The organism is Pseudomonas brassicacearum, from assembly GCF_918698105.1.
In the GTDB taxonomy this organism is placed as follows: Bacteria; Pseudomonadota; Gammaproteobacteria; order Pseudomonadales; family Pseudomonadaceae; genus Aquipseudomonas; species Aquipseudomonas brassicacearum_F.
Map to the genome: position 1 here is coordinate 30374 of NZ_CAKKMI010000055.1, position 14994 is coordinate 45367.

General features: G+C 62.2%; 14 protein-coding genes. 8 read left to right on the forward strand and 6 right to left on the reverse strand.

Annotated features, from left to right (window positions below; all coding sequences use genetic code 11):
* Nucleotides 1–269: 269 nt before the first annotated feature.
* Nucleotides 270–1790, reverse strand: coding sequence for an acetaldehyde dehydrogenase ExaC (gene exaC / locus LQ215_RS20325; RefSeq protein ID WP_014340393.1), 1521 nt, complete (start codon nt 1788–1790; stop codon nt 270–272).
* A 477-nt stretch (nt 1791–2267) separates the two neighbouring features.
* Here exaC and LQ215_RS20330 point away from each other — a divergent pair, with 477 nt between their 5' ends.
* From LQ215_RS20330 to LQ215_RS20345, 4 genes are all read left to right on the forward strand, one after another.
* Nucleotides 2268–4175 carry a sigma-54-dependent Fis family transcriptional regulator gene (locus tag LQ215_RS20330; RefSeq protein ID WP_230152294.1) on the forward strand — a complete coding sequence of 636 codons (1908 nt, stop codon included), beginning with the start codon at nt 2268–2270 and terminating at the stop codon, nt 4173–4175.
* 818 nt (nt 4176–4993) lie between these two features.
* Complete coding sequence (gene mpl, locus LQ215_RS20335; protein WP_230152296.1) at nt 4994–6343, forward strand: UDP-N-acetylmuramate:L-alanyl-gamma-D-glutamyl-meso-diaminopimelate ligase; 1350 nt, start codon at nt 4994–4996, stop codon at nt 6341–6343.
* The gene (gene ubiX, locus LQ215_RS20340; RefSeq protein ID WP_230152297.1) at nt 6340–6972 is read left to right on the forward strand and encodes a flavin prenyltransferase UbiX; all 633 of its coding nucleotides are present in this window, start codon (nt 6340–6342) and stop codon (nt 6970–6972) included. Before mpl ends, ubiX begins: the two co-directional genes overlap by 4 nt.
* Nucleotides 6965–7249 (forward strand): YceK/YidQ family lipoprotein, encoded by a 285-nt coding sequence (locus LQ215_RS20345; protein WP_003205913.1) that lies wholly within the window; start codon nt 6965–6967, stop codon nt 7247–7249. The genes ubiX and LQ215_RS20345 overlap by 8 nt, the downstream gene beginning before the upstream one ends.
* Nucleotides 7250–7417: 168 nt before the next feature.
* On the opposite strand, the gene LQ215_RS20350 is transcribed toward LQ215_RS20345, so the two are convergent.
* Entirely contained in the window at nt 7418–8059 is a 642-nt protein-coding gene (locus tag LQ215_RS20350) for an oxidoreductase (protein WP_003205912.1), read from the reverse strand.
* 27 nt (nt 8060–8086) lie between these two features.
* Complete coding sequence (locus LQ215_RS20355; RefSeq protein ID WP_230152298.1) at nt 8087–8275, reverse strand: hypothetical protein; 189 nt, start codon at nt 8273–8275, stop codon at nt 8087–8089.
* A gap of 147 nt (nt 8276–8422) precedes the next feature.
* Here LQ215_RS20355 and LQ215_RS20360 point away from each other — a divergent pair, with 147 nt between their 5' ends.
* Nucleotides 8423–9052 (forward strand): polysaccharide lyase family 7 protein, encoded by a 630-nt coding sequence (locus LQ215_RS20360; protein ID WP_230152299.1) that lies wholly within the window; start codon nt 8423–8425, stop codon nt 9050–9052.
* A 156-nt stretch (nt 9053–9208) separates the two neighbouring features.
* Here the strand turns inward: LQ215_RS20360 and LQ215_RS20365 are convergent, their stop codons facing one another.
* Entirely contained in the window at nt 9209–10927 is a 1719-nt protein-coding gene (locus LQ215_RS20365) for a C13 family peptidase (RefSeq protein WP_230152300.1), read from the reverse strand.
* A gap of 102 nt (nt 10928–11029) precedes the next feature.
* The gene (locus LQ215_RS20370; RefSeq protein WP_003185804.1) at nt 11030–11485 is read right to left on the reverse strand and encodes a MaoC family dehydratase; all 456 of its coding nucleotides are present in this window, start codon (nt 11483–11485) and stop codon (nt 11030–11032) included.
* Between the two features lie 192 nt (nt 11486–11677).
* Between LQ215_RS20370 and LQ215_RS20375 the strand changes: the two genes are divergently transcribed.
* The 3 genes from LQ215_RS20375 to LQ215_RS20385 are packed head-to-tail and all read left to right on the forward strand — an operon-like array spanning nt 11678 to nt 13360.
* Nucleotides 11678–12046, forward strand: a complete 369-nt coding sequence (locus LQ215_RS20375; protein ID WP_230152301.1) for a CidA/LrgA family protein — start codon at nt 11678–11680, stop codon at nt 12044–12046.
* Nucleotides 12043–12759, forward strand: coding sequence for an LrgB family protein (locus LQ215_RS20380; RefSeq protein ID WP_230152302.1), 717 nt, complete (start codon nt 12043–12045; stop codon nt 12757–12759). Before LQ215_RS20375 ends, LQ215_RS20380 begins: the two co-directional genes overlap by 4 nt.
* 10 nt (nt 12760–12769) lie before the next feature.
* The gene (locus tag LQ215_RS20385; protein ID WP_230152303.1) at nt 12770–13360 is read left to right on the forward strand and encodes an LON peptidase substrate-binding domain-containing protein; all 591 of its coding nucleotides are present in this window, start codon (nt 12770–12772) and stop codon (nt 13358–13360) included.
* A 152-nt stretch (nt 13361–13512) separates the two neighbouring features.
* Here LQ215_RS20385 and LQ215_RS20390 read toward each other — a convergent pair whose 3' ends face one another.
* Nucleotides 13513–14829: a bifunctional DedA family/phosphatase PAP2 family protein gene (locus LQ215_RS20390; RefSeq protein WP_230152305.1), complete on the reverse strand. Its 1317-nt coding sequence runs from the start codon at nt 14827–14829 to the stop codon at nt 13513–13515.
* Nucleotides 14830–14994 lie beyond the last annotated feature (165 nt).

A 14994-nucleotide genomic window follows, 5' to 3' on the forward strand; every position in this document is an offset into this window, starting at 1 on the left:
TCCTCTCTGTCTTTTTTATTGTTTGATCTGTTGGACTTTCGGGTTTGCTGTGGAGCGGGCACGCAAGGCTCATGCCAGAGCGGTGGGACGGCGTTTTGATGTATTCAGTGAGGGTGCCATCGCGAGCAAGCTCGCTCCCACAGTGGATCTGTTCCAACCCTGAAGGAGAGTTATCCACAAATCCCTGTGGGAGCGAGCTTGCTCCGGGCGGCGATCCGACGATAGCTATCTAAAGGGCGAAGCAGGATGACCTGCCTCGCCCCGTCCGTTTAGAAGAACCCCAACGGATTGATGTCGTAGCTCACCAGCAGGTTCTTGGTCTGCTGATAGTGATCGAGCATCATCTTGTGCGTCTCACGACCCACGCCGGACTTCTTGTAGCCACCGAACGCGGCATGCGCCGGGTACAGGTGGTAGCAGTTGGTCCAGACGCGACCGGCCTTGATCGCCCGGCCCATGCGGTAGGCGCGGTTGATGTCGCGGGTCCAGAGGCCGGCGCCGAGGCCGAACTCGGTGTCGTTGGCGATCGCCAGGGCTTCGGCTTCGTCCTTGAAGGTGGTGATGCTCACCACTGGGCCAAAGATTTCTTCCTGGAACACGCGCATTTTGTTGGTGCCCTTGAGCAGGGTCGGCTGGATGTAATACCCGGTCGCCAGGTTGCCCTCGAGTTTTTCCACCTTGCCACCGGTCAGCAGCTCGGCGCCTTCGCCCTTGGCGATTTCCAGGTACGAAAGAATCTTGTCGAATTGCTGCTCGGATGCCTGGGCGCCGACCATGGTCTCGGTGTCCAGCGGGTCGCCACGCTTGATCTGCAGTACTTTCTTCATCACCACTTGCATGAATTCGTCGTAGATCGACTCCTGCACCAGCGCGCGGGACGGGCAGGTGCAGACTTCGCCCTGGTTGAAGAACGCCAGCACCAGGCCTTCGGCGGCCTTTTCAATGAAGCTCGGCTCGGCTTGCATGATGTCTTCGAAGAAGATGTTCGGCGACTTGCCGCCCAGTTCCACGGTAGACGGGATAATGTTCTCGGCGGCGCACTTCATGATGTGCGAGCCCACCGGGGTGGAACCGGTGAAGGCGATCTTGGCGATGCGCTTGCTGGTGGCGAGGGCTTCGCCGGCTTCTTTGCCGAAACCTTGCACCACGTTCAGCACGCCCGGCGGCAGCAGGTCGCCGATCAACTCCATGAGCACGCAGATGCCCAGCGGGGTTTGCTCGGCCGGCTTGAGCACCACGCAGTTACCGGCGGCCAGGGCCGGGGCGAGTTTCCAAGCGGCCATCAGCAGCGGGAAGTTCCACGGGATGATCTGCCCGACCACGCCCAGCGGTTCGTGGATGTGATAGGCCACGGTGTTGCCGTCAATCTCGGCGGCGCTGCCTTCCTGGGCCCGCAGGCAACCGGCGAAGTAGCGGAAGTGGTCGGCGGCCAGGGGGATGTCGGCGTTGAGGGTTTCGCGCACAGCCTTGCCGTTGTCCCAGGATTCGGTGATCGCCAGCACTTCGAGGTTGGCTTCGATGCGGTCGGCGATTTTCAGCAGGACCAGCGAACGGGCCTGGGCCGACGTGGCCCCCCAGGCATCAGCGGCAGCGTGGGCGGCGTCCAGGGCCTTTTCGATGTCTTCGGCCGTGGAGCGCGGGAATTCGGCAATGGGCTGGCCATTGACCGGGGAAGTGTTGGTGAAGTACTGACCTTTGACAGGCGCGACGAACTCGCCGCCGATGTAGTTACCGTATTTGCTCTTGAACGAAACGATAGCGCCTTCAGTACCGGGGTGAGCGTAACGCATGATGAGTTCTCCTTGGCTTTTGTGCTTATACGGGAGGGCCGCGCAAAATTGAGCGCTGGTAATCAAGCCTAGAGCAAAGGTTGGGCCATTGCCTTGCAGGGCCCGTAAATCAAGACTTTAGGAGGAGTTGGTCGGACAAACGGATGGGTTGTGTGACGCTTGCGATACAGCGGGTGTGACAGTTTGTGCCAGATGCGAGACAGTCTGTGACTGACAGGTCGCGCCAGCATTGCAAAGGGGCTTGGGCTGGAGGATGCTGGGTTTCGACGGCGAGGCCATGGACGGACCGCTTTTGTGGCGAGGGAGCTTGCTCCCGCTGGACCGCGAAGCGGTCCCAAGGCAGCCAACTCGGTCAGCCTGATACACCGCAAACTCAGGTTTTGGGGCTGCTGCGCAGCCCAGCGGGAGCAAGCTCCCTCGCCACGGGGTAATGTGTCGGCAGGTCCAAAAGGTCCTTCAGGGGAGAATAATAAGAAAATGCACAGCAACCATTTGAGTCGCCATGCCCAGCAAGTCCTGACGGTCACCCAGGGCAAGGCCCATTTGCAGGGCCCTGGCAGCGATCCGTCGATTGCCCGTTCCTGGCTGCGCTGCCTCGAGGACTATCACCTCGACCCGGCCCAGAACCTGGCGCCGACGGTGCTCGAACATGGCCGGGTGCTGGAAAGCCGCGAGCGCTTGCAACAGGTGCTGCACATCGCCGGCAATGAAATGACCAGCCTGCACCAGCAACTCTCCGGCGCCGGCCACGCGGTGCTGTTGACCGACGCCCGGGGTGTGATCCTCAACTGCGTCACCGCCCCCAGCGAACGGAAGATTTTCGAACGGGCCGGCCTCTGGCTCGGCGCCGATTGGAGCGAAGCCTGCGAAGGCACCAACGGCATCGGCACCTGCCTGGTGGAGCGCCAGGCCCTGACCATCCACCAGGAAGAACATTTTCGTGGCCGCCACACCGGACTGACCTGCTCGGCCAGCCCGGTCTTCGACCCCCAGGGCGAGTTGTTGGCGGTGCTCGACGTGTCTTCGGCCCGGCCGGACGTGTCGCGCCAGAGCCAGTTCCACACCATGGCCTTGGTCAATCTCTCGGCGAAGATGATCGAGAGCTGCTATTTCCTGCGCTGCTTCGACAATCAATGGCTGCTGCGTTTCCACCTGCAGGCCGAGTCCGTAGGGCTGTTCAGCGAGGGTTTGATGGCGTTCGACGGCGAAGGGCGAATCAACGCCGTCAACCAGAGTGCGCTGAACCTCTTGGGGCATATTCGTGGCAGTTTGCTCGGTCAGCGGGTGGAGGACTTTTTCGACTGTTCGCTGGACGAATTGCTCGGCCGCGCCAGTGTAAACGCCAGTGCGAGCTGGCCGCTGCGCACCCGTGACGGCCGGCATTTGTTCGCCGTACTGCGCGGGCAGCCCCGCAGCGTGCCGGTGCCGGTTGCGCCGCTGCTCAAGGCCATCGAGCCCGCGCGGCTGCCGGGCATCTGCCTGGGGGATGCGGCGTTGCAGGAACATTTTCGCAAGGCGCTGCGGGTGTTCGAGCGCGATGTGCCGCTGCTGATCCAGGGCGAAACCGGCTCCGGCAAAGAGGCGTTCGCCAAGGCTGTGCACCACGCCAGCCAGCGCGCCGGCAAGCATTTTGTCGCCCTCAACTGCGCGGCCATTCCGGAAAGCCTGATCGAGAGCGAGCTGTTCGGTTATCGCGGCGGCAGCTTCACTGGCGCGCGCAAGGAAGGCATGCGTGGCAAGTTGCAGCAGGCCGACGGCGGCACGCTGTTCCTCGATGAAATCGGCGACATGCCCCTGGCCTTGCAGACCCGTTTGCTGCGGGTGCTGGAAGACCGCCAGGTGGTGCCCATCGGCGGCGAGCCCGAGGCGGTGAACGTGCGCATCATCAGCGCCACCCACCGGCAGTTGCTGGATCGGGTGCAGGACGGCAGTTTTCGTGAGGATTTGTACTACCGGCTCAATGGCCTGGAAATCCCCCTGCCGGCGTTGCGCGAGCGCAGTGATAAGTCGCAGTTGCTGGATTTTCTGCTGGCTGAAGAGAGCGGGGCCGAGAAGGTCTCCATCGACGAACCGGCGCGCCAGGCGTTGCTGGCGTTCGACTGGCCGGGCAACGTGCGGCAACTGCGCAACGTGCTGCGGACCCTCGCCGCGCTGTGCGATGGCGGGCGGATTGGCCTGGGGGACTTGCCGGCCATGATCCGCCAGCGTCCATCGATTACGCTGGTTGAAACGCTGGCGGAGCGGCCGCTGGAGGATGCCGAACGCCTGGCGCTGCTCGATGCCCTGGAGCGCCAGCGCTGGCACATGACCCACACGGCCGAACAACTGGGCATCAGCCGCAATACCCTCTACCGCAAGCTGCGCAAGCACGCGATTGCCCGCTGAGCCACTGATAATTGATCAGCTGACTGCTGACTGCTGACTGCTGACTGCTGACTGCTGACTGCTGACTGCTGACTGCTGACTGCTGTCTGCCGACTGCTGTTGTGGCGAGGGAGCTTGCTCCCGCTGGGCTGCGCAGCAGCCCCAAGCTTTCTTTCCACCCTGAAACCGAAGGCGACTGCTGCGCAGTCGAGCGGGAGCAAGCTCCCTCGCCACAAAAGCATTCAATAGCCAGTAGCAAGCCGGGGTTGTGCGGCCAACTGTGGGAGCGAGCCTGCTCGCGAAGGCGGCGGCACATTCAACATCGCCACAAGCTGATCCACCGCCATCGCGGGCAAGCCGTGCTCCCACATCCTGACCGCATTCTTCCTGAAAGAACTCGGTCAACTGTGGGAGCGAGCTTGCTCGCGAAGGCGGCGGCACATTCACCATCGCCACAAGCTGACCCACCGCTATCGCGGGCAAGTCTTGCTCCCACATCCTGACTGCATTCTTCCTGAAAGAACTCGGTCAACTGTGGGAGCGAGCTTGCTCGCGAAGGCGGCGGCACATTCAACATCGCCACAAGCTGATCCACCGCCATCGCGGGCAAGCCTTGCTCCCACATCCTGACTGCATTCTTCCTGAAAGAACTCGGTCAACTGTGGGAGCGAGCTTGCTCGCGAAGGCGGCGGCACATTCACCATCGCCACAAGCTGATCCACCGCCATCGCGGGCAAGCCTTGCTCCCACAGAAGACCGCCTGTGCGCCGAGGTTCAAACACAAGGTGCGATTTCCCCCTCCCTAGGCTAACCTGCGGCCATGTTTTACGAGGTCGACTATGCACATCCATATTCTCGGTATTTGCGGCACTTTCATGGGTTCGATGGCGGTCCTGGCCAAGGAGCTGGGCCATCACGTGACCGGTTCCGACGCCAACGTCTACCCGCCGATGAGCACGCAGCTGGAGGCCCAGGGCATCGAGCTGACCCAAGGCTATGACCCGGCGCAACTGGACCCGGCGCCAGACCTGGTGGTCATCGGCAATGCCATGTCCCGTGGCAACCCGGCGGTGGAGTACGTGCTCAACAAAGGCCTGCCGTACGTGTCCGGGCCGCAGTGGCTGGCCGATCACGTGTTGCAGGGCCGCTGGGTCCTGGCCGTGGCCGGCACCCACGGCAAGACCACCACCAGCAGCATGCTCGCCTGGGTGCTGGAGCACGCCGGCATGAGCCCGGGTTTCCTCATCGGCGGCGTGCCGCAGAATTTCTCGGTGTCAGCGCGCCTGGGTGGCACGCCGTTCTTCGTGATCGAGGCTGACGAATACGACAGCGCGTTTTTCGACAAGCGCTCGAAATTCGTCCACTACCGCCCCCGCACCGCGATCCTCAACAACCTTGAGTTCGATCATGCCGACATCTTCCCCGATCTGCCGGCCATCGAGCGGCAGTTCCACCATTTGGTGCGCACCATTCCGAGCGAAGGCCTGGTGATTCATCCGACCACCGAACCGGCCTTGCAGCGCGTGATCGAGATGGGCTGCTGGACCCCGGTGCAAACCACCGGCGCTGGCGGGCAGTGGCAGGTGAAGTTGCTCAAGGATGACGGTTCGCAGTTCGAAGTCATGTTCGAAGGCGTGTCCCAAGGCGTGGTCGAGTGGGACATGACCGGCCAGCACAACGTCGCCAACGCCCTGGCGACCCTGGCGGCCGCCCGGCATGTTGGCGTGGTGCCGTCCATGGGCATTGCTGCGTTGAGCGCATTCAAGAGCGTGAAGCGGCGGATGGAGAAGGTCGCCGAAGTGCGTGGCATCACCATCTATGACGACTTCGCCCACCACCCGACCGCCATCGCCACCACCCTCGACGGTTTGCGCAAGCGCATCGGCGATGCGCCGCTGATTGCGATCATCGAGCCGCGCTCCAACTCCATGAAGCTCGGCGCGCACCGCGACGGCCTGCCGGAAAGCGTGGCCGATGCCGACCAGGTGATCTGGTACGCACCGGCCAACTTGGGCTGGGACCTCGGCGCCACCGCCGCATTGTGCACGGTGCCGTCGATTGTCAGTGATTCCCTGGAAGGCATCATCGAGCGCGTGAAGAGCCAGGCCCAGCCCGGCACCCACGTGGTGATCATGAGCAACGGCGGCTTCGGCGGCCTGCACGGCAAACTGGCCGAGGCCCTCAAATGAGCAATGGTCCGGAACGCATCACGCTGGCGATGACCGGTGCGTCCGGCGCCCCGTACGGCTTGCGCCTGCTCGATTGCCTGGTGCGCGAAGACCGCGAGGTGCATTTCCTTATCTCCAAGGCCGCGCAGCTGGTGATGGCCACCGAGACCGACGTGACCCTGCCGGCCAAGACCCAGATGATGCAAGCCTTCCTCACCGAATACACCGGTGCGGCGGCGGGGCAGATTCGCGTGTATGGCAAGGAAGACTGGATGTCGCCGGTGGCCTCGGGCTCCGGCGCGCCGGCCGCTATGGTGGTGGTGCCGTGTTCCACCGGGACGCTGTCGGCGATTGCCACCGGGGCCTGCAACAACCTGATCGAGCGGGCCGCGGACGTCACGCTCAAGGAGCGCCGCCAGTTGATCCTGGTGCCGCGGGAAGCGCCGTACTCGAGCATTCATCTGGAGCACATGCTCAAGCTGTCGAACATGGGCGTGAGCATCCTGCCGGCCTCACCGGGTTTCTATCACCAGCCGCAGACCATCGACGACCTGATCGATTTTGTCGTCGCCCGGATCCTCAATCTGCTGAACATCCCCCAGGACATGTTGCCGCGTTGGGGTGAGCATCATTTGAGCAGCGATGAATAAGCTGCTGATCGTGCTGCTGGCGCTGCAGCTGACCGGCTGCGCCACCGCCCGCACCCTCGACGCCGCCAAGCCTGGCGCGCCGGTGGTGTACGCGGGCACGCGCCTGGATCTGTACGCCCTCAACGGTGGCTGCTGCGCCAAGGACCGCTTTGGTGCCGAGGCGCCAAGCTACCCGGGTCTCGATCTGCCGGGCAGTGCGCTACTCGATACCTTGTTGTTGCCGTTGTCGTTGTTCACGGCGATAGGGGTGGGGTTTCAGGCTACGGGTGGGTTGTAGCCGAGCTGGGTTGCGCGCAGGAGCCCTGTAGGAGCTATGTAGGAGCTGTCGAGTGCAACGAGGCTGCGATCTTTCCCCTGCCAATTGAATCGAGAGCGAAAGATCAAAAGATCAAAAGATCGCAGCCTTCGGCAGCTCCTACAAAACGCCCGTCCAGGCACAGCAGAATCATTTGCCGAGCTTACGCAACTCATCCGACTCCACCACCCGCACCCCATCCTGCTCTTCCAGCGCCAGACGCCACATGGCGCGGGCCAATTGGCAGGCTTCGATGCCGTGGTACTTGCCTGGGATCAGCTTGGACAACGGTCCGGCCAGTTGCTCGGCCAGGCGCGGTTCGACGCGGTCGCCCAGCAGCAGGGAAGGCCGGCAAATGGTCAGTTGCGGCCAGCCCTGGGCCTTGAGTGCCGCCTCCATTTCACCTTTGACCCGATTGTAGAAAATCGATGACTTGGCGTCGGCCCCCAGTGCGCTGATCACCACCAGGTGCCGTGCGCCCAGTTCCCGGGCACGCTTGGCAAATGCCACGACCAGGTCCAGGTCTATCGCGCGAAAGGCTGCTTCAGAGCCGGCTTTCTTGATGGTCGTGCCGAGGCAGCAGAAGGCGATGTCCACCTGGCCACTGAGTTGTGGTAGCACTTGGGCCGGTTCCCCAACCGGGTTTTCCAAGTGTGGATGTTCAGCCAGTGGCCGGCGTGAAGGCGCCAATACGCGGGTAATGGTCGGCTCGTTGAGCAGCCGGTCCAACAGGTGTTCCCCGGTCAGCCCGGTAGCACCGGCGAGCAAAACATGCTGAGGCGTCAAGTACATAGTGTTTCCCCCTTGATACGGTTCAGCTTAGTTGCTCTTTGTGGCCTCGTCGTTCAATGCAGCACTTTGCAATGCTTTTCGTGCCTGCTGCTTGCGCGACATTTGTTCCCGGATCTGTGGTTCGGACGCTTCGAAATTCATAACTGAAGCGCTGTCCGGTAACTCACTAAGCAAAAATTTTCGCCAATTGGCGCCGCTCAGGAGTGAACCCAGCATCCTCCTCCATGACGACGGCGACACTTTTTGAAAAAAAGGTGGTCACAAAACGTGTTCATCGGCTGTGCCGTAATCCAGCCTGTCTTGAACGGAGCAGTTATCTCTGAAACCAAAGGCATCGTATGCAGTGGGCCAAGGAGAAAACCAATGCTGAATAACTTTGGCAACATCACTGCATCGGGGTGTGTCTATCGGCACCCTGATTGCCCACCCCTCAACTTGTTCTGGATCGACCCATTGGGTCATGAGAATTTCTGGTGTTCGGTAAAAGGTGAAACCTCGGGTACCAGTTCCTATCCCCGCACTGAGTGCCGGGAGACTGACGCCTGCGCTAATAACTTCAACTGGACTATTGGCGATCATGACCATGCAATGCGTGGCCAAGTCCGTGTTCTAAAAACCCCATCGAAGGGCAAGGTCATTGTAGGGCAGATTCATGCCCACGGCGCATCCAGCCCCTTTCTGATGGTTTCCCACTGGAATTGCTTTGCTCGCGTAGATCTGCGCCCGACCCCGGGGGCTGATGTTGAGACGGTATTGAGCTTGCCCGTACTGTTGGGCGAACGATTCGAGTATGAGCTGAAGATCACCCCTGAGCGTAATCTGTATATCAAGCTGAATGATGAGGAATGCACAGTCCCGGTTAAGGAGGAATGGGATAAATACCCGTTCTACTTCAAGCGTGGTGCTTATGTGATTGACTGCGAAGGTCCTCCTGAAGAAGGGGGATGGGTCGTCTATGAAGACAGTCTTGTCACTCATCAAGACTGTACTTGATACGTTCACCGAAATGTAATGAGCCACTGCTGCACCCAAGCCCGCGCCAGATTTTTTGGTGCGGGTTTTTTATGGATGACCGAAATGGAGCATGGCCGACGTATCAACTCACTGAAGGTGGTCGTTTTGTCGCTGATCCACATGATGCGGTTCAGCTTAGTTGCTCTTTGTGGCCTCGTCGTTCAATGCAGCACTTTGCAATGCTTTTCGTGCCTGCTGTTTGCGCAGCAGTTGCCAGTGGGAAAGGACTGTCCTGGGCGCCCACATCTGCGGTTCGGACGCTTCGAAATTGTCGGCCTGTTCGCGTTCGGCAACGGTGGCCTTGGCCCGTTTGAAGGCCAGTTCCAGGTTGTCGGTCTGGTTCAATGCCTGGGCGAACAGCGCATCGCCGAAATAGGTGAAGTTGGCTTCCTCGGAGCAGCCGAAGGAGACCCGGTCGGCCCGTGAAGCGGTCATGATCAGGGTGCGTTCATCCTTGAGTGCCGGGATGAAACCGCCGGAATAGCAGGCCGAGATCACCACGATCTTGTCGCGGTTCTTCAGTGGCGCCAGCACCACGGCCAGTTCATCGGCGGGCAGGTCGGCCAGTTCCATGCGCGGCTGGTCGAGCACCAGTTCATGCTCGCTGGTGCCGTGGCTGGTCAGGTAGATGAAGATCAGGTCTTCCGGGCCGCTGCGTTCGGCCAACGTGGCGGCGGCGCGGCGCAGGCTTTCGCGGCTGGCCATGGGCCGGTCGCCGAGGTGATCGCGATGGTTGACCAGGCGGATCTGCCCGAATGCGCCGAAACGGCTGGTGAGCATGTTGGCGACATAGTCGGACTCGCGCAGGAACACGCTTTGCTTGCCATCGCCGCCCAGGGTCAGGCTGTACAGTTCCACCGCCGGGGTCGAGGCCGGGATGTTAGCCAGGGCCTCTTCCAGCAGGCGGCCCTGGGCCAGCAGGCCGAGCTCGAGCACATCCGGCAGCAGCTTGCCGTCCGCGTCGCGCACCCGCTGGCCGTTGGCCCAGGTGCCGCTTTGCACGGTGCCATCGGTCAGCACCAGGGTGCCGCGCCCGTGGTAACTGTCGTTTTCGAACTGGCCGACGTAAAAACTGCCGTCAGGCAGGTTCAGGCGACCCTCGCCGGTAAAGCGCCAATCATTGAATTGACCGAGGTAGTGGCTGCCGTCGGCGCCGATCAGTTCGCCCTTGCCGGTCAGCGCGCCATTCTTGAATTGGCCGATCCAGACATCGCCGTCGGCATTTTCGTAGCGACCGCGACCGTTGAGCTGGTTGTTATTGAAGCCGCCGATGTAGACATCCCCATCGGCACTGTTGAAGGTGCCCTTGCCCTGCAGTTGCCCGTCGACAAAATGCCCGGTGAACTGGTTGCCGCTGGCGTCGAAGCGCTGGCCTTCACCGTTGGGCTTGCCGTTGGCGAACGGGCCCTGGTACTGGCTGCCGTCGTCGAGTTCCAGGCGTCCGAGGCCGGAATAACGGTCGGCCTTGAACTCGCCCCGGTAGGTCATGCCGTTTTCCTTGAGCGTCCCTTCGCCGTCCCGGCGCCCCAGCTTGAAGCTGCCGGTGTAGCTGCTGGTCGGTGTGGTCAGGCTGCCCTGGCCGTGGAACAGGCCCTGCTGGAACTGGCCGCGATAGACCTCGCCATTGCTGCCATGCCATTCCCCGGTGCCGTGCCACTGGCCCTTGTCGAACTGCCCGGCGTACCAGCTGCCGTTGGGGTAGTCGATGCGTCCCTGGCCTTGCAGCAGCCCGTCCACCAGGTCGCCGCGATAGCGACCGCCGTCGGGCAGGCGCGCGTCGGGAGGCAGCGGCGATTCGCCGTCGCCACAGGCGGTGAGCAGCAGGGTCAGGGTCAGTGGGACGAATAAGCGCATAACGGGATCCAGGTCATCAGGCGACGAGTATGCCGCAGCTATGCGCGTTAGATATACAGAAGCGATGCGAAACTGCCTGGACGGTTTCGCGATCGCGCAGGTTTACACGAAGCAGAGCGACAGTGGCTCGGCGATGTAGGCCGGTTTTTCCGAGCCCTCGATTTCCAGCGTGGCGGTGGCCTTGAGCAGCCATTGGCCAGGTTTTTTCTCGGTGACTTCCACCAGGTCGACCTTGAGCCGGACCTTGGAATCGACCTTCACTGGTTGGATGAAGCGCACGCTGTCCAGCCCGTAGTTGACGACCATCTTCACGCCCTCAGGCAGGATCAGGATGTCTTCCATCAGCTTGGGCATCAGCGACAGCGACAGGAAACCGTGGGCGATGGTGCTGCCGAACGGGGTCTGCGCGGCCTTGACCGGATCGACGTGGATGAACTGAAAGTCGCCTGTGGCTTCGGCGAACAGGTTGATGCGGTCCTGATCGATGGTGAGCCATTCGGAACGTCCAAGTTCCTTGCCGACATAATCTTTGAGCGCTGCAACGGGGACGTAGGGCATTGAGACTCTCCTTGGGTTCATCTGTTTTACTTTTTCTGGAACGGGGATCTGCGTCCCCGGAGAACCACTGTAGATCAACATGGCGTGCCGGGAAGGTCATCGACCATGCTTTTTACGAATGCCGAACCATAGCGCGGGCATGCTTATAATGCCGGCGCATTCTTTGAGTAAGTGTTGCAGGGGAGAGAGCGGATGTTGCTACGGGGCCTGACCTGGTTGGTGCTGTTTCAATTGCTGGGCACTGCGATCAATCATTTGTTCCTGCCGGTGTTGCCGGGGCCGATCATTGGCCTGCTGCTGTTGCTGGGCTATCTGGTGGTGCGCGGCGAAGTCAGCGAGCCGCTGAACCTGGCCGCCGGTAGTCTGCTGCGTTATCTGCCATTGCTGCTGGTGCCGCCCGCCGTGGGGGTGATGGTTTATGCCCGGGCCATTGCCGCCGACTTCTGGGCCATCGTCGGTGCGTTGACGGTGTCGCTGGTGCTGTCCGTGGCGTTGACGGGGTTGCTGATGCAGCGCCTGGCCCGGCGTCACATCGCGGCCCCGGAGGAGGACAGCCAATGATGCTCGACTGGCAAGGCGCCTGGACCTCGGTGATCCACCATCCGCTGTTCGGCATCGGCATTACCTTGGGCGCCTATCAACTGGTGCTGGCGGCGTTCGAAAAGACTCGCTGGGTGTTCCTGCAACCGGTGTTGATGTCGATGGTGCTGTTGATCGGCGTGCTGGTCGGTTGCGGCATCGACTATGCCGAATACCGCAAGAGCACCGAGATCCTCAGCATCCTGCTGGGCCCGGCCACGGTCGCCCTGGCGGTGCCGTTGTATTTGAACTTGCGACGGATCAAGCAGTTGTTCTGGCCGATTTTTACTACGCTGGTGATAGCTGGGGTGTTTGCCACAGGCTCTGCGGTGGTGTTGGGCTGGGCTTTCGGTGCCGAGCACATGATCCTGATGACCATGGCACCCAAGTCCGTGACCTCGCCGATCGCCATGCTGGTGGCCGAGCAGATCGGCGGCGTCGCGGCGATGGCGGCGGTGTTCGTGTTGATCACCGGTGTGCTCGGGGCGATCCTCGGCCCGAGCATTCTGACGAAGTTGGGGGTCCATAGCCCTGAAGCCCGGGGCATGGCCCTGGGGTTGGCGGCCCATGCGGTGGGCACGTCGGTGGCGTTGCAGGAAAGTGAGGAGACCGGCGCCTTTGCGGCGCTGGCGATGAGTCTGATGGGCGTGGCCACGGCGGTGCTGCTGCCGTTGGTGGTGTCGATGACGGTTTAAGGAACTGGTTATGAACTTGCCGCTTTTCCCGTTGAACACCGTGCTGTTCCCCGGTTGCATCCTCGACTTGCAGATTTTCGAGGCGCGTTACCTCGACATGATCGGGCGCTGCATGAAAAAGGGCGAAGGTTTCGGCGTGGTGTGCATCCTCGATGGCGAGGAAGTCGGCATCGCGCCTGAAGGCTACGCGCGGGTCGGTTGTGAGGCGCGCATCACCGATTTCTCCCAGCAGGACAATGGCCTGCTGGGCATTCGCGTGCAGGGCGGGCGGCGCTTTATCGTGCATCGCAGCAGCGTCCAGGCGGATCAACTGACCGTCGCCGAGGTCGAGTGGCTGGAAGAGGAGCCGGAGCAACCGCTGCAAGAGGAAGACGCCGACCTGGTGGCACTGCTCAAGGCCCTGGCCGAGCACCCGATGGTCGAGGCGCTGAACATGGGCGCCGAAGCGACCGGCCAGCAATCGCTGGCCAATCAACTGGCCTACCTGCTGCCGTTCAATGAGCTGGACAAGATCGACCTGCTGCAACTCGATGATCCCCAGCAGCGGCTGGATGCGATCCAGGCGTTGCTCGATGAGTTGCAGGGCGAACTCTTTGCCTGACCTAACACATCCACTGAGCAGCACCGCCCCCCTGTGGGAGCGAGCTTGCTCGCGATAGCGGTGGGTCAGCTTGCATCAATGTTGAATGTACAGCCGTCATCGCGAGCAAGCTCGCTCCCACATGGGATCTCCGGTGCCCCCGGATATTGTGTTCAATAGGCATACCGCAACATCGCATGCGGCAAGTGCCGCAGGGCGAAGAAGCTGAACGCCGCCACCAGCGTCGGCAGGATCAGCCACCAGATTCTTGGCGGCATGGCCGGTAGCGGCGTCTGGCGCTGGCTCAACCACAGGACAGCGGCGCAGACGGAGGCGGCGAGCATCGCCCCGGCGACGATGTCGCTCGGCCAATGCGCGCCCAGGTAGACCCGCGACAGGGCGATGGCCAGCGCCGGCAGGCAGCCCAGCAGCAGCCAGGTCAGGCGCAGGCGTGGCGGCTGGCCGCGGCCGGCCAGGACGGCGAGGGCCAGGAACAGCGCGAACGCCCCGGAGGCATGGCCGCTGGGCATGCTGTAGCTGGTCAGCGGGTCGGTGAGGATTTCCGGGCGCACGCGGGCAAAGAAGTGTTTGCTGCCGGTATTGGCCAAGGAGGAGAGCAGCATCGTGCCACCGGCAAAGATTGCCTGGCGCCATTGGCGCGCGAGCAACAGCAACCCGGTCAGCAGGGCGCTGAAAATCAGCATGTAGCGGAACTCGCCCATCAGCGTGAACGTCACGGCGATTTCATCCAGCGTCGGGCTGCGGTGCTCCTGGACGAGGGACACCAAGCCCTGGTCGAACGCGGTCAGGTAGCGAAAGCCGATGAACAGGCTGATCAGGATCACCAGGCCTATGCCTGCGATCAGCGCCGAGGCATGGCGATGACGACGCAGGCTGCTGTTGACGCTCAGCCCGATCATCACCGCGATGCTGCCGATGACCACGCCGGCCTGTGGCCAGAAACCTTCGGGCAGCGGCAGGCGAAACGCCGCCCCGGTGGCCCAGCCCGGCAGCAGGTACGCCACGGTCCAGCCCGCCGCGGCCAACACGCTGACGGCGGCGAAGCGCGGGAACGGCATGTCGCACATCCCGGCCACCATCGGCAACATGGGCCGTAGCGGGCCGATAAAACGGCCCACCAGCAGGCTGGCGATACCGTAGCGTTGGAAATAACTTTCCGCCGCGCTCATCCATTCCGGGTGATGCCGCAGCCCCGGCAGGCGCCGGATGTTCTGGTGGAAATGCCGGCCCAGGAAGTACGACACCAGGTCCCCCAGCAACCCGCCAAGCAGGCCCAGCAGCAACGTCTCGCCCAAGGACAACGCGCCGCTACCGGCCAGCACGGCGATGGCAAACAACAGCACGGTACCGGGCACGATCAGGCCGGCGATGGCCAGGCACTCCACGCAGGCGACGATGAACACCGCCACCGCCAGCCATTGCGGGTTGACGGTCAACCAACCGGTGATGCTATCGAGCCATGGGCCCATAAATACAACTCCATTGAATAGTGATGGGCATGCACCGCCCCTCCTGTGGGAGCGAGCTTGCTCGCGATTGCGGTGTGTCAGTCAGCCCCCATTCTGCTGACCCGACGCTATCGCGAGCAAGCTCGCTCCCACATGGGATTCTGTTGCGAACACAAAACCTGTGAC

Excerpts from the sequence above, each read along its gene's own strand:
- ubiX (WP_230152297.1), top strand. The coding sequence starts at position 6,340 with ATGAGCAATGGTCCGGAACGCATCACGCTGGCGATGACCGGTGCGTCC.
- mpl (WP_230152296.1), top strand. The coding sequence starts at position 4,994 with ATGCACATCCATATTCTCGGTATTTGCGGCACTTTCATGGGTTCGATG.
- LQ215_RS20390 (WP_230152305.1), bottom strand. The coding sequence starts at position 14,829 with ATGGGCCCATGGCTCGATAGCATCACCGGTTGGTTGACCGTCAACCCG.
- LQ215_RS20365 (WP_230152300.1), bottom strand. The coding sequence starts at position 10,927 with ATGCGCTTATTCGTCCCACTGACCCTGACCCTGCTGCTCACCGCCTGT.
- LQ215_RS20370 (WP_003185804.1), bottom strand. The coding sequence starts at position 11,485 with ATGCCCTACGTCCCCGTTGCAGCGCTCAAAGATTATGTCGGCAAGGAA.
- LQ215_RS20385 (WP_230152303.1), top strand. The coding sequence starts at position 12,770 with ATGAACTTGCCGCTTTTCCCGTTGAACACCGTGCTGTTCCCCGGTTGC.
- LQ215_RS20380 (WP_230152302.1), top strand. The coding sequence starts at position 12,043 with ATGATGCTCGACTGGCAAGGCGCCTGGACCTCGGTGATCCACCATCCG.
- LQ215_RS20350 (WP_003205912.1), bottom strand. The coding sequence starts at position 8,059 with ATGTACTTGACGCCTCAGCATGTTTTGCTCGCCGGTGCTACCGGGCTG.
- LQ215_RS20330 (WP_230152294.1), top strand. The coding sequence starts at position 2,268 with ATGCACAGCAACCATTTGAGTCGCCATGCCCAGCAAGTCCTGACGGTC.
- LQ215_RS20345 (WP_003205913.1), top strand. The coding sequence starts at position 6,965 with ATGAATAAGCTGCTGATCGTGCTGCTGGCGCTGCAGCTGACCGGCTGC.
- LQ215_RS20375 (WP_230152301.1), top strand. The coding sequence starts at position 11,678 with ATGTTGCTACGGGGCCTGACCTGGTTGGTGCTGTTTCAATTGCTGGGC.
- LQ215_RS20355 (WP_230152298.1), bottom strand. The coding sequence starts at position 8,275 with ATGCTGGGTTCACTCCTGAGCGGCGCCAATTGGCGAAAATTTTTGCTT.
- exaC (WP_014340393.1), bottom strand. The coding sequence starts at position 1,790 with ATGCGTTACGCTCACCCCGGTACTGAAGGCGCTATCGTTTCGTTCAAG.
- LQ215_RS20360 (WP_230152299.1), top strand. The coding sequence starts at position 8,423 with ATGCTGAATAACTTTGGCAACATCACTGCATCGGGGTGTGTCTATCGG.